21 protein-coding genes are annotated in these 22,762 nt (G+C 69.7%); 10 read left to right on the forward strand and 11 right to left on the reverse strand.

The annotated features are described in order from the left end of the window. The first annotated feature begins 111 nt into the window (after nt 1-111). The 5 genes from VB059_RS10880 to VB059_RS10900 all read left to right on the forward strand — a co-directional run bounded on the left by VB059_RS10880 (nt 112) and on the right by VB059_RS10900 (nt 4,727). Nucleotides 112-1,071, forward strand: a complete 960-nt coding sequence (locus VB059_RS10880; protein WP_323422048.1) for a 3-hydroxyacyl-CoA dehydrogenase NAD-binding domain-containing protein — start codon at nt 112-114, stop codon at nt 1,069-1,071. Nucleotides 1,072-1,252: 181 nt separating this feature from the next. Continuing rightward, the gene (locus tag VB059_RS10885; protein ID WP_323422049.1) at nt 1,253-1,666 is read left to right on the forward strand and encodes an SPW repeat protein; all 414 of its coding nucleotides are present in this window, start codon (nt 1,253-1,255) and stop codon (nt 1,664-1,666) included. Nucleotides 1,667-1,826: 160 nt separating this feature from the next. Next, nucleotides 1,827-2,207 carry an SPW repeat domain-containing protein gene (locus VB059_RS10890; protein WP_323422050.1) on the forward strand — a complete coding sequence of 127 codons (381 nt, stop codon included), beginning with the start codon at nt 1,827-1,829 and terminating at the stop codon, nt 2,205-2,207. 198 nt (nt 2,208-2,405) lie between these two features. Further along, nucleotides 2,406-2,816, forward strand: a complete 411-nt coding sequence (locus VB059_RS10895) for a phage holin family protein (RefSeq protein WP_323422051.1) — start codon at nt 2,406-2,408, stop codon at nt 2,814-2,816. A gap of 288 nt (nt 2,817-3,104) precedes the next feature. Further along, entirely contained in the window at nt 3,105-4,727 is a 1,623-nt protein-coding gene (locus VB059_RS10900) for a phospholipase D-like domain-containing protein (RefSeq protein ID WP_323422052.1), read from the forward strand. Between the two features lie 381 nt (nt 4,728-5,108). On the opposite strand, the gene VB059_RS10905 is transcribed toward VB059_RS10900, so the two are convergent. From VB059_RS10905 to VB059_RS10920, 4 genes are read right to left on the reverse strand one after another with little or no spacing between them, the layout of a single operon-like run. Continuing rightward, entirely contained in the window at nt 5,109-8,222 is a 3,114-nt protein-coding gene (locus tag VB059_RS10905) for a DUF3427 domain-containing protein (RefSeq protein ID WP_323422053.1), read from the reverse strand. Continuing rightward, nucleotides 8,222-9,043: a hypothetical protein gene (locus VB059_RS10910; protein WP_323422054.1), complete on the reverse strand. Its 822-nt coding sequence runs from the start codon at nt 9,041-9,043 to the stop codon at nt 8,222-8,224. Before VB059_RS10910 ends, VB059_RS10905 begins: the two co-directional genes overlap by 1 nt. A gap of 5 nt (nt 9,044-9,048) precedes the next feature. Further along, entirely contained in the window at nt 9,049-9,912 is an 864-nt protein-coding gene (locus VB059_RS10915; protein WP_323422055.1) for a ParA family protein, read from the reverse strand. Nucleotides 9,913-9,970: 58 nt separating this feature from the next. Then, the gene (locus VB059_RS10920) at nt 9,971-11,776 is read right to left on the reverse strand and encodes a hypothetical protein (protein WP_323422056.1); all 1,806 of its coding nucleotides are present in this window, start codon (nt 11,774-11,776) and stop codon (nt 9,971-9,973) included. Nucleotides 11,777-11,919: 143 nt separating this feature from the next. On the opposite strand from VB059_RS10920, the gene VB059_RS10925 reads away from it, so the two are divergent. Together VB059_RS10925 and VB059_RS10930 are read left to right on the forward strand one after the other, a co-directional pair. Next, nucleotides 11,920-12,384, forward strand: coding sequence for a hypothetical protein (locus VB059_RS10925; protein ID WP_323422057.1), 465 nt, complete (start codon nt 11,920-11,922; stop codon nt 12,382-12,384). 7 nt (nt 12,385-12,391) lie between these two features. Next, a complete protein-coding gene (locus VB059_RS10930; RefSeq protein ID WP_323422058.1) occupies nt 12,392-13,318 on the forward strand; it encodes a hypothetical protein in 927 nt (308 codons plus the stop codon). On the opposite strand, the gene VB059_RS10935 is transcribed toward VB059_RS10930, so the two are convergent. Continuing rightward, complete coding sequence (locus VB059_RS10935) at nt 13,294-14,499, reverse strand: flavin reductase family protein (RefSeq protein WP_323422059.1); 1,206 nt, start codon at nt 14,497-14,499, stop codon at nt 13,294-13,296. The genes VB059_RS10930 and VB059_RS10935 overlap by 25 nt on opposite strands. Nucleotides 14,500-14,604: 105 nt before the next feature. Then, on the reverse strand, nt 14,605-16,038 hold the full coding sequence (locus VB059_RS10940) for an MFS transporter (RefSeq protein ID WP_323422060.1): 1,434 nt from the start codon (nt 16,036-16,038) through the stop codon (nt 14,605-14,607). 180 nt (nt 16,039-16,218) lie between these two features. Here VB059_RS10940 and VB059_RS10945 point away from each other — a divergent pair, with 180 nt between their 5' ends. The 3 genes from VB059_RS10945 (at nt 16,219) to VB059_RS10955 (ending at nt 18,652) form a co-directional block, all read left to right on the forward strand. Beyond that, a complete protein-coding gene (locus tag VB059_RS10945; RefSeq protein WP_323422061.1) occupies nt 16,219-17,478 on the forward strand; it encodes an amidase in 1,260 nt (419 codons plus the stop codon). Between the two features lie 120 nt (nt 17,479-17,598). After that, on the forward strand, nt 17,599-17,886 hold the full coding sequence (locus VB059_RS10950) for a hypothetical protein (protein WP_323422062.1): 288 nt from the start codon (nt 17,599-17,601) through the stop codon (nt 17,884-17,886). A gap of 130 nt (nt 17,887-18,016) precedes the next feature. Further along, nucleotides 18,017-18,652 carry a response regulator transcription factor gene (locus VB059_RS10955; RefSeq protein ID WP_323422063.1) on the forward strand — a complete coding sequence of 212 codons (636 nt, stop codon included), beginning with the start codon at nt 18,017-18,019 and terminating at the stop codon, nt 18,650-18,652. Nucleotides 18,653-18,665: 13 nt separating this feature from the next. Here the strand turns inward: VB059_RS10955 and VB059_RS10960 are convergent, their stop codons facing one another. The 5 genes from VB059_RS10960 to VB059_RS10980 form a co-directional block, all read right to left on the reverse strand. Beyond that, entirely contained in the window at nt 18,666-19,616 is a 951-nt protein-coding gene (locus VB059_RS10960; protein WP_323422064.1) for a PDR/VanB family oxidoreductase, read from the reverse strand. Nucleotides 19,617-19,693: 77 nt separating this feature from the next. Next, nucleotides 19,694-20,446, reverse strand: a complete 753-nt coding sequence (locus tag VB059_RS10965; RefSeq protein ID WP_323422065.1) for an SDR family NAD(P)-dependent oxidoreductase — start codon at nt 20,444-20,446, stop codon at nt 19,694-19,696. After that, complete coding sequence (locus tag VB059_RS10970) at nt 20,443-20,958, reverse strand: aromatic-ring-hydroxylating dioxygenase subunit beta (protein WP_323422066.1); 516 nt, start codon at nt 20,956-20,958, stop codon at nt 20,443-20,445. The genes VB059_RS10965 and VB059_RS10970 overlap by 4 nt, the downstream gene beginning before the upstream one ends. After that, nucleotides 20,951-22,228 carry an aromatic ring-hydroxylating dioxygenase subunit alpha gene (locus tag VB059_RS10975; protein ID WP_323422067.1) on the reverse strand — a complete coding sequence of 426 codons (1,278 nt, stop codon included), beginning with the start codon at nt 22,226-22,228 and terminating at the stop codon, nt 20,951-20,953. The genes VB059_RS10970 and VB059_RS10975 overlap by 8 nt, the downstream gene beginning before the upstream one ends. Nucleotides 22,229-22,250: 22 nt before the next feature. Then, nucleotides 22,251-22,760 (reverse strand): nuclear transport factor 2 family protein, encoded by a 510-nt coding sequence (locus VB059_RS10980; protein ID WP_323422068.1) that lies wholly within the window; start codon nt 22,758-22,760, stop codon nt 22,251-22,253. Nucleotides 22,761-22,762: the final 2 nt, after the last annotated feature.

Here is a 22,762-nt window from a genome sequence, read left to right on the forward strand (position 1 = left end):
CCAGGCCTGAACGGCGCCGGGCGCCTGACGACGGTGGCGCTGTTGCCCCGACGGTGCTGCGCCCCGACCTAGGATGAAATCCGGGAGGGGCCCTCCCGGAAAGAGGCCGAGATGTCGGTGAACCCATTGGTGCAGGAACAGGAATCGGCGCCCCGCGGGGCGGTCGCGGTCATCGGGGCGGGGGTGATCGGGCAGTCGTGGGCGACGTTGTATGCGGCGCAGGGATACTCCGTGACGGTCCAGGACCCGCGGCCCGACCTTGCCGAGGCGCTGGACGCCTCCCTCGCCGAGTGGCTGCCCCAGGTGGCGGGCGCGGTGGACGATCCGGCCCGGGCCAGGGCCCGGGTGCGGGTGGCCGCAACGGTCGAGGAGGCCGTGACCGGCGTCCGCGCGGTGCAGGAAGCGGGCCCGGAGACCGTGGACTTCAAGCGTGACCTGTGGCCACGGGTGGAGGCGGCCGCGCCGGCGGAGGCCCTGCTGCTGTCGTCCAGCTCGGGCATCGTCGCCAGCGCCCAGGCCGCCGGCATGACGGACCGGACGAGACTGGTGATCGGCCACCCCTTCAATCCGCCGCACGTGCTGCCGCTGGTCGAGGTCTCGGCCGCGCCGGGCACGCCGCAGCAGCGGATCGACGGCGCGCTGGACTTCTACCGCGAGGTCGGCAAGTACCCCGTGCAGCTGCACCGGGAGTCGCCGGGGTTCGTGGCCAATCGGCTCCAGATGGCCCTGGTGATGGAGGCGATCCGGTTGGTGCGCGCCGGCGTGGTGGACGTCCGCGAGCTGGACGACATCGTCACCCACTCGCTGGGGATCCGGTGGGCGACGATCGGCCCGTTGCTCGCCTTCCACCTGGGCGGCGGTCCCGGTGGGCTCGGCCACCTGCTGGAGCACATCGGCAGGGGGCTGGCGACGGACATCGGCCAGCAGCTCTCCGACGAGGACATCACCGCGGTCGGGCAGGCCGCGGCGGAGGCGTATCCGTACGATCGGTTCCCCGCCTACCGTCAGACACGCGACGCGCTGCAGTCGGCGATCATCGCCGAGCGGGACGCCCACCCGTTGCAGCCCTGATCGCCGGGGCCTGACCGTCGGCGAACACATCGCCGGTGAGTGCGCTCCCGGATCGCGCTGCGGTCCGGGAGCGCACTCACGGGGGACTCAAAGGTCCGCGGGCTAGGCTGGAGGCGACTCTTCGAGGACCGCCGGTCCCTCGTGGCGATCCTCGCAGTACCCAAGGGAGAGGGTGTTTGCCATGAGCGCACGTCATGCGGCCGTGCACGTCCCGTTGGGGACCGTGGCGCGGCGCCATTGGGAGGACTGGGTCAGCGTGCTGGCCGGCCTGTACCTCGTCGTGTCCCCGCTGTGGATGCAGATGACCCACCCCCGGGCCATCTGGCTGGCGCCGTTGGGGATCGTCCTCATCGTCTTCGGTGCCTGGTCGGAGCTCCGTGAGCGGGCCTCCGCCTTCGCCGAGGGCTTCGTCGCCCTCGCCGGCGCCTTCATCATCGCCTCGCCGTGGATCGGTGGCTTCGCCGGGGCCAACGGGCTGGCACTGACCGCCTGGATCGTCGGTGGCCTGGCCGTCGTGATGTCCACCCTCGAGACGCTGGACCGTCGGCGCCGTGTCGTGGAGGGCGGTGAGCCGATCCGTACGCCCCGACGCTGACCCCCGAGTCGTGACCTCGGTGTGTCTTGAACCGGTACAGAGCCGGGGTTTTACTGGAAGCAGCCAGAGGCGACAGGCCGGTGCGCCAGCACCGACCACCACCACTGACCGGTTCCCCCGGAGGGACCGGGGGAAGAGCAAGTCGGAAGGAGCACTTCCCATGAAGAGGTGGACACGTTGGGAGGACTACGTATCGCTGGTACTCGGCCTCTTCACGGTCCTGGCAGCGTTGTTCTGGGCGTCACCGATGACGGCGGCCGGGACCACGTTGATGATCGTGTTCGGCGGGCTACTGGCCGTCACGGGCGTCCTCAACCTGTCCATGCCCGGCACCCCGTGGCTCGAATACGCGCAGTGCGCTTTCGGCGTCCTGCTGTTCGTGTCCCCGTGGCTCGGCATGTACGCGCACTACTCGGCCGCGTCCTTCTCCTCGGCGTCCTGGACGTCGTGGATCGTCGGCATCATCGTCGCCCTGGTGACAGCGGCGGCGTTCAAGCCGGCCATGGACGCACGGCACCACCGGGTGGCGCCGCAGCACTGAACCGTCGGCCCTCGAGCGAGGCCGCGACCCCACAGGGGCCGCGGCCTCCTGTTCGTGGGGACGCGGCGGAGGTGACCGGTCGTGTCGGCCTCGCCTGTGGGGCCCACCGCACCGTTAGGCTCGCACCACCACAGTCAGCACTACCAGTCAGCGCTGTCGGCCGGCCGGCCGGCAGCATCCCCGCTCGGGAGGGTCCGAATGATCAGATTCCTGGCCAACGTCGTCGTCAACCTCGTCGTGTCGGCGGTCGCCTTCCTGGTCGCCTGGTGGCTGGTCCCGGGCGTCGTCGTACGGATCGGCGGGTTCATCACGGCGGTCGCCGTCTTCACCGTCGCCCAGGCGATCCTGGCGCCGTTCGTGTTCAACCTGGCACGGCGCTACGCGAACGCGGTCCTCGGCGGCGTCGGGATCGTCTCCACGCTGCTGGCCCTCCTCGTCGCGACCCTGGTGTCCAACGGGCTGACCATCACCGGGTTCTCGACCTGGTTCGTCACGGCCCTGCTGGTCTGGCTGATCACCGCGCTGGGCGGGTGGCTGCTGATGGCGTACGTGGTCGACCGGTGGCTGGCCCGGCGCAAGGCCGCCCGGAGGGCTGCTCCCACTGCCTGATGGATCGGCCTGCTGGCGCACTGGCAGCAGGGGCCACTGGCGGGGTCGAACGGTCGGTTCGTAGGGCTGCCAGTGGCTCCCCACCGACATGACACCCAACTTCACCAGGGTTGAGAGATGTCGAGAGTTATGTGTGAAGGTGGGTGCCGTCCCGAGTCTGACCGTTCTCGGGCAGACCGGGGCGACCCGGAGTCCTCCTCGGCCCCAAGGCCTCCTCAGGCTGACATGACTGCGCGTTGGGAGCAGCAGATGACCTTGTTCGTCCACCCTGTTCGGGACCGATAGCCGATGAGTCTCCTCTACTTCCTGCTGCACGGCTCGCTGGCGCCGGACCTCCTCGGTCTGGGCGTACGACTGTTGGCGATCCTCCTGGTGCCGGTGAACCGCCGGCCGTCCTCGGCGATGGCCTGGCTGCTGGCGATCTTCCTGATCCCCTACGTCGGGGTGATCGTGTTCCTGCTGATCGGCAACCCCAAGCTCCCCAAGCGGCGACGGGCCCAGCAGCGAGAGGTCAACGCCATGATCGACGAGGGGACCAAGGCGCTGCCGGCAGTGGTGATGTCGCCGGGGCAGACGATGCGGCCGGAGCAGGCGGTGTCACCGGGTCAGGTGGCGCCGTCGGGCGAGACGGCATCGGGTCAGGCGGTGTCGGGAGATGCGGTGTCGGGAGATGCGGGGTCACTGAGCCGGACAGCGTCACCGGGGCAGACGGTGCCACCGGAGCTGGAGTGGATGGAGGCCGTCGCCACCCTCAACCGCAACCTCGGCTCGCTGCCGATGGTCCCCGGGAACGCGGTGACCCTGCTCGAGGACTACGGCGACTCGATCGCGCAGATGGCGGCCGCGGTCGACGCGGCGCAGCGCCACGTGCTGTGCCAATTCTACATCATGTCGGTCGACGCCACGACCGAGCCCTTCTTCGCCGCCCTGGAGCGGGCGGTGCGGCGTGGCGTCACCGTCCACGTGCTGCTGGACCACATCGGCTCGCGGCCCTACCCCGGCTACCGGAGGACGTTGGCACGCCTGGACGCCATCGGCGCCGAGTGGCGGCTGATGCTCCCGGTCCTGCCGCTGCGCGGCCAGTACCAGCGCCCGGACCTGCGCAACCACCGCAAGCTGCTGATCGTCGACGGCGAGGTGGGGTTCATCGGGTCGCTCAACATGATCGACCGCAGCTACCAGAAGCCGCGCAACGTCAAACGCGGCCTGCAGTGGCAGGAGCTCGTCGCCCGGGTCGAGGGCCCGACCGTACGGTCCATGAGCGTGGTCTTCCTCACCGACTGGTACAGCGAGACCGGCGACATCCTGACCGACCAGACACCGCCGCGGCCACGCGGCACGGCGCGCTCCGGGGACAGCGGCCTGCACTGCCAGATCGTGCCGAGCGGCCCGGGCTTCGACAACGACAACAACCTCAAGCTGTTCAACTCGCTGATCTACCACGCGCGACGCCGCGTGAGTCTGGCCAGCCCGTACTTCGTCCCCGACGAGTCGCTGATGATGGCCATCACGACCGCGGCCCAGCGCGGGGTCGAGGTCGAGCTGTTCGTCAACGAGGTGGGTGACCAGCCGATGGTGCACCACGCGCAGCGGTCGTACTACGAGGTGCTGCTGCGCGCCGGCGTACGGATCCACCTCTATCCGGCGCCGTACATCCTGCACGCGAAGCACTTCACGATCGACGACGAGGTGGCGGTGATCGGGTCCAGCAACATGGACATGCGCTCGTTCGGGCTCAACCTGGAGGTGACGATGATGACCTTCGGGGAGAGCCACGCCACCGCGATGCGCGCCGTCGAGGACCACTACCGGCAGGTCAGCCGCGAGCTCACCCTCGACGAGCACCTCAGCCACAACGTCGTGACCCGCCTCTTCGACAATCTGGCCCGACTGACGTCAGCGCTCCAGTAGCCGCCGTGGTCGTGGCCGTCAGATGACCCACAGCGGGGGCCCGACCGCCGAGGACGTGGACGCGGTGCTGGCCGGTGAGATGGGTCTCGAGGTCGGCGCGGTCACGAAGCGTACGAAGCTTGTCATCGCGACCGATCCGGACTCGCTGAGTGGCAGGGCCCGGAAGGCACGCGACTACGGATCCCGATCGTTGACGGTGCCTACGATGGTGCCCAGGATCCCGCCTCGCGAAGAAGGTGTCCGATGAAGAGGGCCCCGGCGACCGCCATCAGCATCGCCTACCGGTGGGCCGTCCCTGCGTGGATACCGCGCCTCCGGCCGTGGACTGCGTCCGCCGAGAATTGCTCGCTGGCCCGGCGGCGGGCCGAGGGCTGACAAGGCTCAGCTGGCCGCCACACTGGCCAGCCGAAACTCATCCGCCGGCATCGGTCGCCGCAGGTGCCAGGTGATGGCGAGCGGCTTTTCCCCGCGGTGCTCGACGTAGTCGGCTTCGCCTAACAGCATGTACGGGGCACCACCGCCGAAGTCCCAGCTCTTCGTCTGGCGCGTGAACAGGAGGATGTGATTTCCGTCCACCCGCTGCCGGAGGTAGCGCTGTCCGGTGGGGGACGCAATCCGCGTCTGCGCTTGGCTCTCCCAATGAAAGAGCTCAGGGCTGATCGCATAGTCGCGGTACATCGTCGTCGGAGAGTAGTCCTGCTCCGACTTTTGGAGCGTGACCAGGAGCGCGTCGGTAGTGAAGTCCGCCGCGTAGAACACGCCTTGGCGCAGCACGTTGGGAGTACGGTCCAGCGTGGCGTAGTCGAGCGCGGCCGCCAGCTCTTCGCGTGAGTATCGAGCATGAGACCGCAGGCCGGTCGCGGCCAGGGGCCCGTCCAGCGTCCGCGTCCGGTGCTGAGCACGGGCCGCGCCACGATCGATGAGTGCCATGATCTCGGCACGTACGGCGGGCTCAGCGGTGAGAGCCGCGAAACCAGCCTCGTACGACGGCCAGGCATTCTGCCCGGGCCAGAGCGAGAAGTAGAGCATCCGGGCCCACCGCCGGTCAGCCTCAGCCAGGTCTGCATAACGCCACGAGTTGTCGGCCAACAAGCGCCGATAGGCGTCGGCGCGTAGCGGGTCATCGACGTGGACGAATACTCGCGTTCGCTTGAGAAGTGCCGCCTCATGGGGCCCTGGTACCGGCAGTGCAAACCCAGCTTCGCGGCGTGCGCGGGTCCAGCTCCGGCCGGTCTTGCCGACGACATCGACCAGGTCGATCTCGGATTCCTCGAGGAACGTTTCGAGCGGCACGTCGCCGATCCGGCGCAGCTCGGCGACAACCTCGTTCCAGCGTCCGCCGATCTGGCGTCGCAGGCTCTCGAGCACCCGCTCCTGCGACGTACGGTCCAAGACGATCTGGCACCCGGACGGTAGATAGGGGAATCCCTCTTCGATGTCGTGGCGCAGCCTCGCCGTGCTGGAGCCAGTGATCGCGCGGAAGCGCTGATCGAATCGGAACTCCTTGCGTTGGTGCCCGACGAAGTCCAGCGCGGTGAGCACGGCCTTGTCATGCGTACGCCTCAGGCCTCGGCCCAGCTGCTGAAGGAAGACGGTTGCTGATTCAGTGGGGCGCAGGAACAAGACCGTGTCGATGTCGGGCAGGTCGATGCCCTCGTTGAACATGTCGACGGCGAAGATCGCGTTGATCCGACGTTCGCGGAGATCGCTGAGTGCCTTCTCCCGCTCGGCCATCGAGATGTTGCCCGCCACGGCTTTGGCCGGAATACCGGCCCGGGTGAACACGTCGGCCATCCACTCCGCGTGGCCGACTCCCACGCAGAAGCCGATCGCACGCATGCCGAGCCGATTGTCGATGAGGTCGCGGACCTGCTCAAGGATCAGCCGTGCCCTGGCCTCGTTGCCGGTGTAGAGGTGGTCGAGCTCTGCGGTGTCGTACGCCCCGCGCCGCCAGGAGAGCTGGGTCAGATCGGTGTTGTCCGCGATGACGAAGTAGTGGAAGGGGCTCAACAGCTCCGCCTCGAGGGCTTCCCACAGGCGCATTTCGACCGAGATGTGCCCGCCGAAGTAGGACCGGACATCCAGCCCATCGGTGCGTTCCGGTGTGGCGGTGAGACCCACGAGTTCCCGCGGGTGGAAATGCTTCAGCAGCCGTTCATAGCTCGGCGCCGCGGCATGGTGAAACTCGTCGATGATCACCACATCAAAAGCATCGGCCGGCATCCGGCGAAGATCGCCCGTCGACAACGACTGGATCGAGGCAAAGACGTGACGCCAGTCCCGTGGACGCCGGCCGTCCACCCACAACTCGCCGAAGCTGCCGTCGCCCAGCACTTCTCGGAACGTACGCTGCGACTGGGCGAGGATCTCCTTGCGGTGCGCCACGAACAGCAGCGACGGGCGCGATGAGCCGCTGCCCAGCGTGTCGCACAGATGGCGGTAATCCAGCGCGGCCACCACGGTCTTGCCCGTGCCGGTGGCCGCCACCACAAGGTTCCGATGCCGGTCGTGCACCTCTCGCTCGGTCTGCAGCGCTTCGAGCATCTCGGCCTGATAAGGGAAGGGCCGCACCTGTAGGCCGGACACGCTGATGACCTGCCCGCTCGCGGCGCGGCGCCCACCGGCGACGGCGATCGCCTCATCCAGACGCTGGGCGTCGCGATCGGGATCGTACGGCTCGAAGGAGGGGTCATTCCAGTACTGCGCAAACGTCGCCTCGAACTTGCGGAGCAACTGGGGTGTGGCGTGCGTCGACAGCCGGACATTCCACTCCAGGCCGTCCAGCAGGGCAGGGGCCGACAGATTCGATGACCCGACATAGGCGGTGTCGAAGCCGGTGTTGCGCTTGAAGAGCCAGGCCTTGGCATGGAGGCGCGTGCGGCGAGTCTCGTACGACACGTGGACCTCGGCACCGTACTCGCGGATGAGCCGATCCAGCGCACCGCGTTCGGTGGCGCCCATGTAGGTCGTGGTGATGACGCGCAGCGGGACGCCACGGGCGGCAGCGTCGCTGAGCGCTCGCTTCATCGTCCGCAGCCCGGACCACTTAATGAAGGCCGACAGCAGGAGCACCGCGTCGGCGCTGGCGAGCTCCGAGGTCAGTTCGGCCTCCAGCGACGGCTCCCCGATGCCGTTCGTCATCAGATCGGCTTGTGACAGGGGCGTACGTGGTAGGCCGGTGTAGCGCGGCGGCTGACCGGGGCCGGGGGTGCGCAACAGCGAGGTGAGGAGCTGAGGCTCGCTCGCCACCCGGGCATCGCTGTCGCCAAGCCGCTCCAGCAGGTCGTTCACGAGGGAGACCTGGTCAGCCGATCGTTGGTCGTCGAGACGGCGCGCCAGGGCGCGCTCGACGTGATCCGCCAGCCGGGCGGGGAGGTCCGCTGCTGTGAGGGTGATCAGCTTCGCCTCCAGCGGGCTGACGTGCAGCCCGCGCAGGAGCGCGGTGGTCACCAGGGCGTCGTACATCCCCTCCGGAAGCGGTTCACCCTCGGCCATCATGACCTCTCTGCACCAAACGCCGTGCCCGATCTGAACGTCGTGCCTGATCGGAACACCGCGCCTTGGGTCGCCCCGAAGTCGGTCTTCTCGAGGATCCGGTTCACCAGCCGGTGCTGGTCGTGCCAGCTCATCGCGCGTCCGTCGTAGTTCATCCCGTACTCGGCGATCACGTCCTTCAGCTGCTCGATGTCCAGCCGCATCAGCTGATCGCGCAGCCCGTCGGCACCATCGGCCGCCGCGACCGCGTACGGGTCGAGCGGGCTCGGCTGACGACGACGCTTCGGCGGGTTGGTCGGGGGTAACGGGGCAGTGGACTCGTCGGGGGCGGACTCCGAAGCCTGTTCCGCTACACGTTCCGGGGCGAGGGGCGGGCTTGCCTGCACGCTGGTCGCTGCCGGCGTGGCCGCGGCCGTCGGCTCCATCGGAGCGTCCTGGACCGAGTCGTCGGTCGAGACGGCTATCTCGACCTGTGATGCCTGGAAGGCCAGGATCAGCTCGATCATCTCGCCCTTGGTGGAGCGGGACTTGAGCGTACGGTCCGGGTCCATCCGGTCACGGTTGATCAGCCTGCTCAGGTCGGCCTTGGTCAGGCGCTGCAGTCGGGTGCGGGTCAGCGGCCCGGATGCCGCGGGATCGGCCGGCGGCTCGAGGGTCAGTGCGGCCAGCAAGTCACCGCGGAAGCGCTTGGTCCGGGCGGCCTCGTCGGCGATCGCCATCACCAGTCGGGACAGCTGCCGGGCGAGTCTGTCCCCGCCCTCGGTCTCGCTCAGCGCCCGCAGCGCCGACGCCGCGGCGTTGACAACGTCTGTGTGTGTCACGCCGCTCATTCGCCCTCCTCGACCCGCTGGCGGAACGCCTCGGTCAGCTGCCACAGGCCTTGGAAGTTGGTGTGGCCGTACTTCGTCTTCAGCGTGGAGTACGGCTGGCACTCCGCTGCTGCGGAGACCTTGCTCGTCTCCGGCACCCACGGCGCCAGCAGCTCGGGGATGGTGTGGTTGTTGCGCAGTCGGGCGAGCTGGCCGCGGTGCACGGGGGAGTTCTTCAGGTGCTTGGTGACGATCACGCCGAGCTCGGCCGGGGGTCTCATCCCCACCTCGTCGGCGAACGCCTTCACCTGCTCCTGGATCAGCGGGATGCCGTACGTCGACAGCACGTCCGGGATCGTCGGGATGACGTAGCCCTCGGAGATCCGCAGCGCGTTCATCGTCATCACCTCCAGGCTCGGCGGGCAGTCGATCAGTACGTAGTCGTAGTCGTCCAGGATCGGCGCGATGCCCGGCCCGAGGATGTCCCAGGCCTTCACCGCCCCGCGCTTGGCGACACTCATCACCGCGAGGTGGCGCTGCAGCGGGATCACGTCGTACGACGAGGGCAGCAGGTCGACGTCGGCGATCGACTTCACATTCGAGGCGTTGCGCTGGACCGCAGAGTAGACGTCGAACCGTCGTTCCTGGCGCCCGGCGTCCAGGGCATCACGGAACATCGGCACCAGCGTGCGCTGGGCGTCGTTGACCAGGCTCCACTGCTGCTCGCCGAGCATGGTGATCGACAGGCTGATCTGCGGATCCATGTCGACCAGCAGCAACTTCTTGCCATGCTCCCCGGCCAGGAACTCGCCCAGCATCACCGTGGTGGTGGTCTTGCCCACCCCACCCTTCATGTTCAGGATCGAGATGACGTGCGTCATTGCGGGGGCGATGCTCCTTCGGAGTGGACGAGGTCGGGGACGTACGGGCCGCTCAGGATCAGCTCAGCGGATGTTTGCGCAGGTGCATCACCATCGCCGGGGGCAGTGACCGGTCGTGGATCACCACCAGCTCGAGGTTGGCCCGGGTCAGCGCGGTGTAGAGCGGCCCGTTGTCCCCGGCGAGCGCCTTGAACGCCGCCGGCTCGACCACCACGACCGCGTCGAACTCCAGGCCGCGGGCCTCCTCCGAGGTCAGTAGCGTGAACCGGCGCCCACCGGCCTGTGACCAGTAGTGGTCGGTGCCCTTGGCCCAGTTCCTCTTCTGGGCAGACACGCCGATCTGGCGGGTCAACGGGCTGATGATCGCGATCTTGCCCTGGGGATGGGCGGCCGAGAGGCGTTCGGCCTGGTCGAGGGCGAGGTCCTCCAGCGGCCGGCGCAGTGCCCGAGCATCGAGGAGGACCGGTGGCGTGCCCTCGCCGAGCACGTCGTACGCACGGTGGCCGGCCGAGCCCGGCAGCAGGCAGGCGGCGAAGTCGATGATCGACCGGGTGGTGCGATAGCCGCCCAGCAGTGCCTCCTCGTCCCCCGCGGCCAGGCCGAGCAGCTTGCGGATGTCTTTCCAGCCGCGGGCGGAGTGGCTGGTGCGCCGCTGGTGGATGTCGCCGACCAGCGTCCAAGCGCCGTGATTGAGGTGGGTGAGGATCAGCCATTCCAGCGGCCGCAGGTCCTGTGACTCATCGACGATGACATGGTCGTACGTCGCCTGCGGGACCAGCAACACGGTCAGGTAGGCCAACAGCGGCCACAGCTTCCGATCCCCGAGGGCGCCGTCGTACGTCTGCGGCAGGGTGTCGCGCCAGCCGAAGAACTCGTGGCGCCGTGAGGGCGGGATCGCCACCTTGTTGGTGCGCAGGAACACCTCGTACGCCCGGGCCGGGGTGAGGCCGGCATCGGCCGCGCGTTGGGCGTTGACGATCCGGGCGAGTGTGGTGCCGAGCTGGGCGGAGTAGGCGTCGATGAAGTCGTCGCTGGACGCGCGGCGTTCCGGGGCGCCGATGATCGTCCGCATCACGTCGGGCAGCGAGGTGATCCTCACCGTTCCAGGGGTGGCGAGCTCGTCGATGACCGGGCCGATGTGGCGGCCCCAGGTCTGGGTCGGCCCGATCAACGCGACGCGCTTCAGCGGCTCGGGGCGGTCGGGGTGGGTCAGCCAGGCGGCGCGGTGGGTCGCGACGACCGTCTTGCCGGTGCCGGCACAGCCCTGAATGGTCAGCGACTCGGTGGGGGAGGCGGCGACCAGGTCGTACTGCTCGGGCTGCAACGTGCGCAGCAGGGCGGTGAGCGAGGTGCGGGGCTTGCGCAGCTCCTGCTCGGTCCCGGGCAGGACGTCGTGCCCTCCGGCCCGGTCGCCCGAGACGCCGGCGCCGGGGGCGTCGGCGTCGGGAGCGGACGATCCGGTCCGCGGCGTGCTGAACTCCGCGCCGTCCGGGGTGGTGATCCACTCGTCGACATACCCGGCGATGCCGTGATACGGGCCCTTGACGAAGCGGCGGCGGACCTTCAGTCCGGATTCGGCGCCGTACCGCTTGCCGTAATAGGCGGCGGCCGCCGGGGCGGCCCAGCTGATCACCTCAAGGCCGTCGAGGTCGGCGGAGGTCTCAGCGACGTAGAACTCCTCGTCCGCGTCGTCGCCGTCATAGCGCATCCGTACCCGGCCGATCAGCGGACCGATGGCGATCTTCGGTGCCCAGTGGGTGCGGTCGTCGATCTCGTAGCCGCCGCAGCGGCGCTCCAGGTTGGACAGGTACGCGGTGTTCACGTCCTGCTCGTACTCCAGAACGATCGGATCCGGTGCGGCCACTCTTCCCCCTGTGCTTCCCCATGTCGGCCGTCCCCGTGCGACCGCGGTCGACAGTCTAGGAGAACCCTGTGACACCTCCGGACCGTGACGGGACGGCCGCCGGGGCTTAGGCTGGGGAGGCAGGGTGACCTCAGGGAGGCCCGATGCCAGGCACCACTCGTACGCCGCGATCCGCGGCCCCGAACCGTGCCGCCCGCCGCGGCGGTCACCTGACAAGTGCTCTGGTCAGCGCAGTGATCTACTACCTGGTCAACGTGCGCCCCGGCTGGCAGGCGGTGCCGTTCCTGACCCCGGCGACCACCGAGGTGCTTCCGCTCGTCAACGCGTCGATCATCGTGGGGATGGTGGTCGAGCTCGTCTATGTGCTGGCGGAGCCACGCTGGCTGCGGTCGCTCGGCACCCTGGTCACTGCGGCCGTCGGCCTGGCGGCCATGCTGGCCCTGTGGCGGGTGTTCCCGTTCGACGTCGCCGGGAGTTCATTTCCGTGGGCGAGTGTCGTCCGGGTGGTCCTGGTGCTCGGGATCGTGGGGTGCTTCGCCGGGGTCCTCGGCGGAGTGGGACTGTTGATCCGGCCCGGCGCCCGCCGTGGCCGGGAGAGGATGCAGTGAGGTCCGGATGCAGACGATGGGACGGCTCACCGAGGCCTATCAACGGGCCCGCGTCGAGGAGTTCGGCGACGACTCCAAGTACGTGTTCCTCAGCGACGTGCACCGCGGCGACGGCAGCATGGCCGACGAGTTCGCGAAGAACAAGAACATCTACATCGCCGCCCTGGAGTGGTACCACTCCCACGGCTACACCTACGTCGAGGTCGGCGACGGCGACGAGCTGTGGGAGAACCAGCAGTGGAAGCACATCCTCTGGGCGAACGGCTCCCCCTACCGGCGGCTGAAGCGGTTCTTCGACGACGACCGGCTGATCTACCTCTACGGCAACCACAACATCCAGCTGCGTGACCCGCGGGTGGCCCGGGCCTGCTTCGACACCATCCCGGACGACCTCGGCCGACCCACCCCGTTCATGCCGGGCCTGACACCGATCGAGTCACTGGTGCTGCGCCACCGCGCCACCGGCCAGGAGATCCTCGTCGTGCACGGCCACCAGGGCGACTTCGCCAACGACCAGATCTGGCCCTTCACGATGTGGACCTTCCGGGTCTTCTGGAAGTACATGCATGCGTTCGGCATCCGCAGCCCATCCAGCCCGACCCGCAACCTGTTCAAGCGGCACAAGGTCGAGCGGAACTACCGCAAGTGGATCCTGGAGCACGGGACGGCGCTGATCTGCGGCCACACCCACCGGCAGAAGTTCCCCCGCGACGGTGTGCCGTACTTCAACACCGGGTGCTGCACCTTCCCGGCGTACATCACCGGGATCGAGCTGGTCGGTGACCAGATCCAGCTGATCGGCTGGCGGATCGAGCCCGACGCGAACCGCTACCTGCACGTCAAGCGTCGGGTGCTGGCCGGCCCCGAGCCGATCTCCGCGTACGCCTCGCCGCAGGAGCCGGGCACTCCCTATCGTCCCGGGCCGCGGTGGTGAGCCGGCCCGAACAGCGTGCTCTCCAGTTCGACGGCCGCGGCCCTGACCGAGGCGATGCACCCGAGGACCTCGGCCCCGGAGGCCTGCCGTGGGAACTGCGCCAGCCGCAGCATCCGCACCGCCCGCCCCTCGGGGTCGTGGACGGCGACGACGATCATCCCGACGTCGTACGTCTCCGCCGGGTCCAGGTCGGCCATCCGGTAGCTGACCTCGGAGCTGGCGATGCTGCGTCGGATGTCGCGTTCCTCGGCCGGGGTGAGGTCCCCGGCGGCGTAGCGCCGGGTGGCGCGGGTCAGCTCGGTGTACGGGTTGAGCTGTCCCGCGGGCAGGAAGGACATCAGGTAGCCCCGCTCGGTGGCCCAGGCCAGCCGGTCGCGGAACACCTCCCGCATGGTGTCGGAGGTGACCGCCTTGGCCAGCCAGCGTTCCTGGACCTCGGCGGGCTGCTCGGCCACCCAGACGTCGGCGATCGGCGGCGCGATCGGCACCCGGACCCCCAGACCGTCGGCGAGGTCCACCCCGGGTGCCACCGCCGAGGCGAGGACGACCAGCTCGTCCTCGTTCACCACGGTGAGCAGGGAGGCCTCGCAGCCGTGCCGGGTGGCGATCGACTCCAGCAGCTCCCGGGCCCGTTCGGCCTGGTGCACCGCGCCGATGATCTCCTCGTCGATCCGGGCCAGCAGCGACGGGACGGCGAACCGCCCGTACCCGCCCTGGAAGAAGATCAGCGGCGCCTCCGGGTTGGTGACCGCCAGGTCGACCACCTCGCACAGCGCGATCCAGTGGTCGCCCGCCTCGATCGTGTCCTGCAGACGGACGTCGATCCAGGCGAGCGACCCGGCGAGGATCGGGTCACCGGACGGTGAGGGATACCAGTCCAGACCCTCGAACTTGTCCGCCCGCCGCCCCGCGATCGTGCGCCCGACGTGCTCCTGGCGCCCGGTGAGCACATTGAGGCACATCGAGGGGCACTCGCGGAGCCGCTGGAAGGTCCGCGAGGTCTTCATCGGCAGGAAGGAGACCAGCGCCGGCTGCAGCGAGACGGAGCTGAAGGTCCCCACCACCATCGCGAGCTGCTCACCGTCGGGGTGGGTCCCGGTGACGATGACCACCCCGGTCGGGTAGTGGCCCATCACGTCGCGGAACAGTCGGTCGTCGAAGGTCACTGCGGTCTGGGTCATGGTGTGCTCCGTAGGGGTCGGATCCGTCGGGCGTACGGGTCGGTCAGGCTGGGTCGGTCAGGCGTACGGGGTGAGGCGTACGCGGTCGGGGCGTACGGGTGCGGGTCAGATGACCCGCGCACCCTCCGGGCGCAGGTGGTCGCGCTGCAGGCGGCGGCCGGTGCGGCCGGGGCGCAGGAACAGCGCGGCCATCACGCCGCCGACCAGCAGCACGATGCCGGTCACCGTGTACGCCTGGTGCATGCCGGTGGCCATGTGGGCGACCATCTCGGGGGAGATCGGCTTGCCCTTCGGCGGGGCGACGTAGCCGGCGTTGCCCATCAGCCAGCCGACCAGGGTGGGGGAGATGATCGCGCCCACCGAGGCGACGCCGCCGAGGGTGGCCATCAGGATCGGCCGCTGCTTGGCGCCGACCGTGTAGCCCAGTGCCGAGGCGGTCATCGGGTAGACCAGGCTGCAGCCACCGGCGATCGACAGCAGGGCGACGGACAGCGCGCCGTGGGCGTGCGGCACGGCGAGGAACGCGGCACCGGCGACGATCGCCGAGATGCCGAAGGGCAGCGAGATCGCCAGGTGCACGCTGCGGCCACGCTTCATCATGGTCTGGCCGAGCAGGCCGAGCAGCAGCAGGACGCCGGCACCGATCAGCCAGGGGAAGGTGGTGACGACACCGACCTGCTGCATCGGCAGTCCGACGACCCCGTTGAGGTACTGCGGCAGCCAGGTGGTCAGGAAGCCCTGCACCCAGAAGTTGGAGAAGCCGCCGATGACGGCCGCCAGCACGGTCAGGTTGAGCAGCGCGGCCCAGGTGCGGACCGGCTTCTGGTTGTCGACGTCGACCATCCGGTCGTCGAAGGCCTCCTCCGCGGCGGTCTCGGCGGCGTCGTGCTCGACGTTCACCGGTGCGGCCTCCGGCTTGCGGGTGCCGGCGTACGGGCCGTCGGCGCCGAGGAACAGCCAGGCCAGCACCCAGAGCAGGCCGACGATGCCGAGGATGCCGAACGCCCAGCGCCAGCCGGCGGTGACGATGACGGCGGCCAGGGCGGGCGCCGCGATCACCGGGCCGAGGGTCGAGCCGGCGGCGACCAGGTTGCTGGGCAGCGCGCGGTGCTGCGGGCGGAACCAGCCGTGGGCCGCGGTCAGCGACATGGCGGTGGCCGGCCCTTCGGCCCCGCCGAGCACGATCCGGGTCATCAGCAGCACCGCGGCGCCGCCACCGGCGAGCATCGGGAACTGCATCACCGCCCAGATCACGCCCATGGTGAAGAGGATCCACTTCACCGAGTAGCGGCTGGCGAGGAAGCCGGTGACGATCGAGACGATCGAGTAGAGGAAGAAGAAAGCGCTTCCGATGAAGCCGAACTGGACCGGGGAGATCCCCAGGTCCGCCATGGCGTCGCGGGCCACCAGGCCGAGGACGGCCTTGTCCGCGAACGCGACGATCTGGAACAGCACCAGCATGGCCGTGACGATCCAGGCCCGTACGGTCATGTTCTTGAAACTGGGACGGACGCGACGTTGCGTCTGGGTGATGACCATCGATTCAGGTCCTTCGGGGGAGGTGACAGTGGTGGTCGCGGCGGACCGGGGGGTCGCCGAGTAGGCCCGAGCGTATGAACTGGATCACTACCGGCACAGGCGAGAAACCTTTACTTCCCCCGCGCCACCGCAGCGGGCACTATGTGAGCTGGGTAACGACGCCGAGGATGAGGAGTGCCCGTGCACGACGCGCCAACGACCACCCCTGCGGGGCACAGCGCCCGCGATGCCGTCGAGCGGGCGCTGGCCCGGATCGACGCCGTCGAGGACACGGTGCACGCCTGGGTCACCCTCTCCGAACGGGCGCTCGCCGACGCGGAGGCGGCCGACCGGCGGGCCGCCGAGCAGGGCCCGCTCCCGCTGCACGGCCTCACCGTCGGGGTGAAGGACATCATCGACGTCGCCGGGCTGCCCACCCGCTGCGGATCACCGCGGACCACCGCCCCCGACCCGGTGGCCACCTCGGCGGCATGCGTACGCCGCCTCGAGGACCTCGGCGCGGTGGTCATCGGCAAGACGGTGACCACCGAGTACGGCTACTTCGCGCCCGGCCCGACCGACAACCCGGCCGCGCCCGGTCACACCCCCGGCGGATCGTCCAGCGGCTCGGCGGCCGCGGTGGCGGCCGGCATGGTGCCGCTGGCGCTCGGCACCCAGACCGCCGGCTCACTCACCCGACCCGCGTCCTACTGCGGTGTCGTCGGGATGGTGCTGGCCCACGGCACGGCCGACCTGGCCGGCGTCACCGGGCTGAGCACCGACCTCGACTCACTGGGCCTGTTGACCCGTACGGTCACCGACCTGGCCCCGGTGTACCGGGCGTTCACCGGCGACCGGCTCGAGCGGCCCGGGCCGGCGGACCGCCCGGTGCCGGTGCTGGCCTGGCGACCCCAGGTCGGCGAGCCGCTCGACCCGGCGATGGACCGGGCCGTGGAGCGTGCCGCCGGGCTGCTGGCCGCGGCGGGCAGCCCGGTGCGTCCGCTGGAGTGGGACGACCATCTGCGCACCCTGCTCGGTGACCACCCGGTGATCATGGCGTACGAGGCGGCCCGCGAGCGGCGCGCGCTGCTCGACCGGCCCGACGACATCAGCGCCCCACTGCGCGAGCTGCTGGCCGCCGGCGTGGCCACCTCCGCGAGCGACTACCACGACGCCAAGGTCCGCCGCGACGTCTCCCGCAACGACCTCGACGCCCTGCTCGGCGACGGCGCGGTGATCCTCGGCCCGGCAGCGCTCGGCCCGGCCCCCGCCGGCCTGGCGGCGACCGGCTCCCCGCTGCTCAGCCGGCCCTGGCCGGCCCGCGGCCGGCCGGTGATCACCGTCCCGGGCCGGCGCGCCGACGACGGGCGCCCGCTCGGCCTGCAGCTGATCGGCCGGCCCGGCCGGGAGGCCGACCTCTTCGCCGTCGCCGGCCTCCTCGAGGGCCTGCTGGCCGGCTGACCGCCCGTCCCGCCTCCGACCGCCCGCCGCGGCCCCCGGACCCGCGACACAGCCCCGACCGGGCACGACCTCTCTGATCTGACTCTGCTGATCCCCGATGACCTGACGAAAGGCGGACCGATGGATCCCCGGCCCACCCACTACCACCGGATGTTCCTCACCTGCTACCTCGACACCTTCGGCTACGGCTGGCACCACGTCGACCTGTTCGTCCACGACGAGTACGGACGCGAGGTCAACTGGGTGCACTGGGGCGTCCCGGAGGACGGCCCGGACGCCGCCGACCGCTCCATCGCGAAGATCGAGCCGGACCTGGAGCGCACCACCTCGTGGCAGCACGGGGTCAGCGCCGCCGGGATGGAGTACTGGACCGCCGAGGCCCGCTGGCGGACCGCAGCGGCCGCCTGAGCACCTGCGGCCGCACGCTCGTCTCCCGCTCTCCTTGCGCCGGTGCGGAACACCGACGCGAACACCGTCTCGATGTTGCGTGATCCGCCTAGGCTGGTCCCCGACAACGTCGTGAGAAGGAGATGGGCCGATGGCGACCCCGGACACCACCCCGGCCACCGTCGTCTATCTTGTCGACGACGATCCCGAGGTCTGTGAGTCGGTCGCCTGGCTGCTCGGCAGCATCGGGGTCGACCCGGTGGTGTTCAACGCCGCTGACGAGTTCCTGGCGGCGTACGACGGCAGCCACCCCGCCTGCGTGATCCTCGACGTCCGGATGCCCCGGATGAGCGGCACCCGGCTGCAGGAGGATCTCAACGCCGTCGCCCCGCACGTGGCGATCATCTTCGTGTCCGCCCACGGCGACATCAAGATGTCGGTGCGGACGATGCAGCGGGGCGCGATCGACTTCCTGGAGAAGCCGTACGAACCGCAACGCCTCCTGGACGTGGTCCAGGAGGCGATGGGCCGGGCGAAGGAACGGTTCGAGGATTTCCGGGCCCGGACCGAGGTCCAGCAGAAGGTGGACAGTCTGACGCCGCGCGAGCGGGAGATCCTGCGCCTGGTCGTCGAGGGGCTGCCGAGCCAGAACATCGCCCGCCGGCTCAGCATGAGCGTCAAGACCGTCGACGTCCACCGGGCCCGGATCAAGGCCAAGACCGATGCGGACAGCATCAGCACCCTGGTCCGCGACGTGCTGCGGTACGGGGCGCGGATCCGGGAGTGAGCCCCGCGGCAGCTCAGTAGTAGTCCAGCACCAGCCGGTCGGTCAGCGCCCGGGAGACGCACACCGCGATCGTCTCGCCGGCCGCCTTCTCCGTCTTCGTCAGCACGTTGTCGCGGTGCTCGGGGGTGCCCTCCAGCACCGTCATGATGCAGGTGCCGCAGATGCCCTCCTGGCACGAGGTGTCCACCCCGCAGCCGGCCTCCTGCAGCACCTCGACGATGCTGCGGTCGGCCGGGATCGGGTAGACCTCCCCCTCCAGCTCCACCTCGAAGGGCCGATTGCCCTCCGGGCCCGGCTGCTCGGCGGCGGTGAACGCCTCCTGGTGGATCCGGTCGTCGGGGAAGGTCTCCGCGGCGATCCCGGCGACGGTGTCCATGAACCCCTCGGGTCCGCACAGGTAGACGTGGCTGCCGGTCGGGGCATCGGCCAGGGCCGCGCGGATGATCGGCTCGTGCTCGGCCCGCGGGATGCCGAGGTGGGTGTGCAGCTTCTGCGGGCACTTCTCCTCCAGCAGGCCGATGAAGGCGGCCTCCTCGTGGCTGCGGGCGAAGTAGTGCAGGGTGAAGTCCCGGCCGTGCAGGTCCAGGTACCGGGCGATGCTGAGCATCGGCGTGATCCCGATGCCGGCCGCCATCAGGATGTGGTGGGCGGCATCGGTGTCGATGCCCAGCAGGTTGCGCGGTTCGCTGATCGAGATCACGTCGCCGACCTGCAGGGCGTGCAGCGCCGCGGAGCCGCCGCGGGAGTGTTCCTCCCGCTTGACCGCGACGGTGTAGGCGTCAGGGTCCTCGGGCTTGCTGCACAGCGAGTACTGGCGGGTGATCGCGGTCGGGCCGACCACGTCCACGTGGGCCCCCGCCTGGTAGACCCCCAAGGGGCGACCGTCGGTCCGGACCAGCCGGAACGACTTGATCGTCGGCGTCTCGTCGATGATCTCGGCGATGCGTACGTCGATGAGTGCCATGTGGGGATCCTCCTGGGACGGGGGCCTCGGTGGGGTGGGCCTTCGGTGGGTCGGGTATCTGGTGGGTGGGGGTGGGGTCAGCGCAGGTAGAGGCCGCCGTTGGCGTCCCAGCAGGCGCCGGTGACGAAGCCGGCCCGGTCGGAGACCAGCAGGGCGACCATGTCGGCGATGAACGCCGGATCGCCCAGGTGACCGACCGGGATGCCGGCGACCACGGCGGCCAGCTTGTCCTCGGGCACCGTACGACGCACCACCGGCAGGTCGTGCGGGCCGGGGGAGACGGCGTTCACCGTGACCCCGGCGGCAGCCAGCTCGCGGGCGAAGACCTTGGTCAGGGTGAGGATCGCCCCCTTCGACGCCGCGTAGTGGCCGCCGGTGGCGGTGCCGCCGTTCTGACCCGCCAGCGAGGCCAGGTTGACGATCCGGCCGTGGCCGTTCGCCGCCATCGCCGCGCCGAACACCTGGCAGCCGAGGAAGACACTGTTCGTGTTCGTCGTCAGCACCCGGGTGAAGTCCTCGACCGGGAGGGTCATCAGATCCGCCGCCTGGGTCATCGCGGCGTTGTTGACCAGGGCGGTGGGCTCTCCCCAGGCCTCCCGGACGCGGGCCAGGGCGGCCTCGAAGTCGGCCTTGCGGCCGATGTCCAGACGCAGCGGCAGCGCCGTACGGCCGGCCGGATCCAGGTCGCGGGCCAGCGCCTCGGCGCGGTCCTCGGCCAGGTCGGTGACCAGCACCCGGTGGCCGTCACCGTGCAGCCGGCGGGTGATCAGCTCACCCATCCCGCCGGCTGCGCCGGTGACGACGGCGATCCGCGTGGTGGCGACGCTCACAGCAGGTACCCGGAGGCGTTGACCGGGTCGTCGCTGTTGAGCAGCCGGACCACCTTCAGGGCGATCCGGTCGCCGTCATCCGACAACGCGATGGTGTGGCTGAGGGCGGCCCCGAGGGTGTCGGTCCGACCCCGCTTGTACGCCACCAGCACCTGGGCGGAGGTCAGCGTCACCGCCGTGTCGGAGACCTCGTCCACGGTGAACCGGGAGATCGTCCGGACCGTCCGGGCCGCGGCCACCGCGGAGGGGGAGTAGCCCTGCATCATCCGCTCCACGCGCATCCGCCGCATCCGGGCGTCGTCGTAGATCATGTTGAGCGAGGCGGCGAAGTCCTCGGTCGCCGGGTCGATCGGGATGACGTACATCCCGTCGTCGGTGAACAGCGTCTCCCAGGTGAGGTAGTCCTTCTCGTCGAGGATCCGGGCCTCACGCCAGATCAGCTCGACGGCGCGCAGCACCCGGGGATCGGCCAGCGAGCCGGCGCGGACGTCGGTCAGGGCGAGTTCAGTCATGGCTCATCATCTTCTTCCACATGGCATAGGCCCCGCGCATGCCGGTTTCGTCGGTGACGTGCGAGGTGGGCCAGCCCTCGGCACTGGGGGTCTCCCGGTTCAGGCCACGGTTGACCAGGATCGGCATCCGGGGAGCGCCGGCGGCGCCCAGCTGGACCCGTTCCCAGCCCTCGGCGTCGTCGGGACTGCCGAAGCCGAACGGGCCCTGGAAGTGCTCGTGGATCCGCAGCCGCTCCTGGTTGACGCACTCCGGTCCGCCGTCCATCCCCAGCGACATGTGCCAGATCTCGGTCTCATCGACGGAGATCGGGATGAGCACCCGGAAGAAGGCCAGCGAGAAGGACACGTTCGGGAAGGTGTTGAGATTGAACCCCGAGCCGTGCATGGAGCGGACGAACCGGCGGATCTGCTCGGGGGTGTACTCCCCGGAGGCCTCCAGCTCCGCCACCAGGTCGTCGAACCGCGGCTGCAGCGGGGCGCCGTCGTCGATGTCCAGGTCGGCGTTGGCCGGCGCCATGACCGCCACGCTGTGCCCGTTGCCGAGGTCGTGGGTGACCGCGGCCGGGTCGTTCATGAACGACATCATCTCGGCGGTCTCGGCGTCGATCGAGGCCATCCAGGACTTGTGCACCATCGGGAAGTGGTAGCCGTCGGTGGTGTTCTCCAGCTGGATCTTCCAGTTGCCCCGGAAGCGGAACTTGTGGATGCCGGTGACCTTGGTCGGGTACCCGTTGGTCTGCTTGAAGAACCGGTCGATCCAGATCTTCGCATCGCCGAGGAAGTCCTCCAGCGGCTCGGCGTCCTGGTTGAAAGTCGCCCAGATCATCCCGGCGTACGACTCGGTGCGCAGCCGCTGCAGCGGGAAGTCCTCCTTCTCGACGACTCCCTCGTAGCCCTCCGGGTACGGGATGCCGCGCAGCTTGCCGTCCAGGGCGTACGACCAGTTGTGGTACGGACAGGTGAAGCCGTTGGCCTTGCCGTTCGACTGGTCACAGACCGTGGCGCCACGGTGCCGGCAACGGTTCAGCAGGGTGTTGAAGCCACCCTTGCGGTCACGGGTGACGATCACCGGCTGGCGCCCGACGTAGGTCGTCTTGAACGAGCCCGCCTCGGGGATCTCGCTCTCGTGGGCGACCCAGACCCACGTCGAGTAGAAGATCTTCTCCATCTCCTCGTCGAAGATCGCCGGGTCGGTGTAGAGCTGGCCGGCGACACGGTCGGCCTCGGCGAGGTCGGGGTACGTGTCGACGACCCGGGGTGTGGTGGTCATGTCGGCTCCATCTGGTCGGGTGTCAGGACAGCAGGTGCGCCATCGCCTCGGCGGCGACCGGGGTGGCGAAGAGGCGCTCGGTGGTGAAGTGGTGCATCAGGGCCGTGGGTGGCTGGTGCCGCTCGGCGGTCAGGGCGAAGGAGATGCGCAGCCGGGCGCAGCGCAGCTCGGCGCGCCCGTCGGGGTGCAGCGACAGCTGCTGCATCAGCCAGCGGCCCTCGGCCCGCTCCCGGCCCACCGGGTCGACCTGTCCGGTGCCCAGCAGATGGGCGTTGCGGACGAAGTGGTCGGCCGGCGGCAGGTAGCTGCCGACGAGTGCCTGGACCGCTTCGCGGCCCTCGGCCCGGCCGTACGTGCCGGCGTACTCGGGGCCCAGGCCCTCCCAGATGGCGTCCGGGGTGAACAGGGCGCCGATCCGGTCGAGGTCGGTGAGCGGGCCGGGCACGTCGCACAGGTCCAGGTAGCGGGTGAGGCAGGACGTGGCGGCGGCGATCGCCTCCAGTCGCGCCAGCCGGGTCTCCAGGGTGGCCATCG

It is taken from the genome of Raineyella sp., assembly GCF_034933565.1.
Taxonomy (GTDB): domain Bacteria; phylum Actinomycetota; class Actinomycetes; order Propionibacteriales; family Propionibacteriaceae; genus Raineyella.

Excerpts from the sequence above, each read along its gene's own strand:
- VB059_RS10880 (WP_323422048.1), top strand. The coding sequence starts at position 112 with ATGTCGGTGAACCCATTGGTGCAGGAACAGGAATCGGCGCCCCGCGGG.
- VB059_RS10885 (WP_323422049.1), top strand. The coding sequence starts at position 1,253 with ATGAGCGCACGTCATGCGGCCGTGCACGTCCCGTTGGGGACCGTGGCG.
- VB059_RS10890 (WP_323422050.1), top strand. The coding sequence starts at position 1,827 with ATGAAGAGGTGGACACGTTGGGAGGACTACGTATCGCTGGTACTCGGC.
- VB059_RS10895 (WP_323422051.1), top strand. The coding sequence starts at position 2,406 with ATGATCAGATTCCTGGCCAACGTCGTCGTCAACCTCGTCGTGTCGGCG.
- VB059_RS10900 (WP_323422052.1), top strand. The coding sequence starts at position 3,105 with ATGAGTCTCCTCTACTTCCTGCTGCACGGCTCGCTGGCGCCGGACCTC.
- VB059_RS10905 (WP_323422053.1), bottom strand. The coding sequence starts at position 8,222 with ATGGCCGAGGGTGAACCGCTTCCGGAGGGGATGTACGACGCCCTGGTG.
- VB059_RS10915 (WP_323422055.1), bottom strand. The coding sequence starts at position 9,912 with ATGACGCACGTCATCTCGATCCTGAACATGAAGGGTGGGGTGGGCAAG.
- VB059_RS10925 (WP_323422057.1), top strand. The coding sequence starts at position 11,920 with ATGCCAGGCACCACTCGTACGCCGCGATCCGCGGCCCCGAACCGTGCC.
- VB059_RS10930 (WP_323422058.1), top strand. The coding sequence starts at position 12,392 with ATGCAGACGATGGGACGGCTCACCGAGGCCTATCAACGGGCCCGCGTC.
- VB059_RS10935 (WP_323422059.1), bottom strand. The coding sequence starts at position 14,499 with ATGACCCAGACCGCAGTGACCTTCGACGACCGACTGTTCCGCGACGTG.
- VB059_RS10940 (WP_323422060.1), bottom strand. The coding sequence starts at position 16,038 with ATGGTCATCACCCAGACGCAACGTCGCGTCCGTCCCAGTTTCAAGAAC.
- VB059_RS10950 (WP_323422062.1), top strand. The coding sequence starts at position 17,599 with ATGGATCCCCGGCCCACCCACTACCACCGGATGTTCCTCACCTGCTAC.
- VB059_RS10955 (WP_323422063.1), top strand. The coding sequence starts at position 18,017 with ATGGCGACCCCGGACACCACCCCGGCCACCGTCGTCTATCTTGTCGAC.
- VB059_RS10960 (WP_323422064.1), bottom strand. The coding sequence starts at position 19,616 with ATGGCACTCATCGACGTACGCATCGCCGAGATCATCGACGAGACGCCG.
- VB059_RS10970 (WP_323422066.1), bottom strand. The coding sequence starts at position 20,958 with ATGACTGAACTCGCCCTGACCGACGTCCGCGCCGGCTCGCTGGCCGAT.
- VB059_RS10975 (WP_323422067.1), bottom strand. The coding sequence starts at position 22,228 with ATGACCACCACACCCCGGGTCGTCGACACGTACCCCGACCTCGCCGAG.
- VB059_RS10980 (WP_323422068.1), bottom strand. The coding sequence starts at position 22,760 with ATGGCCACCCTGGAGACCCGGCTGGCGCGACTGGAGGCGATCGCCGCC.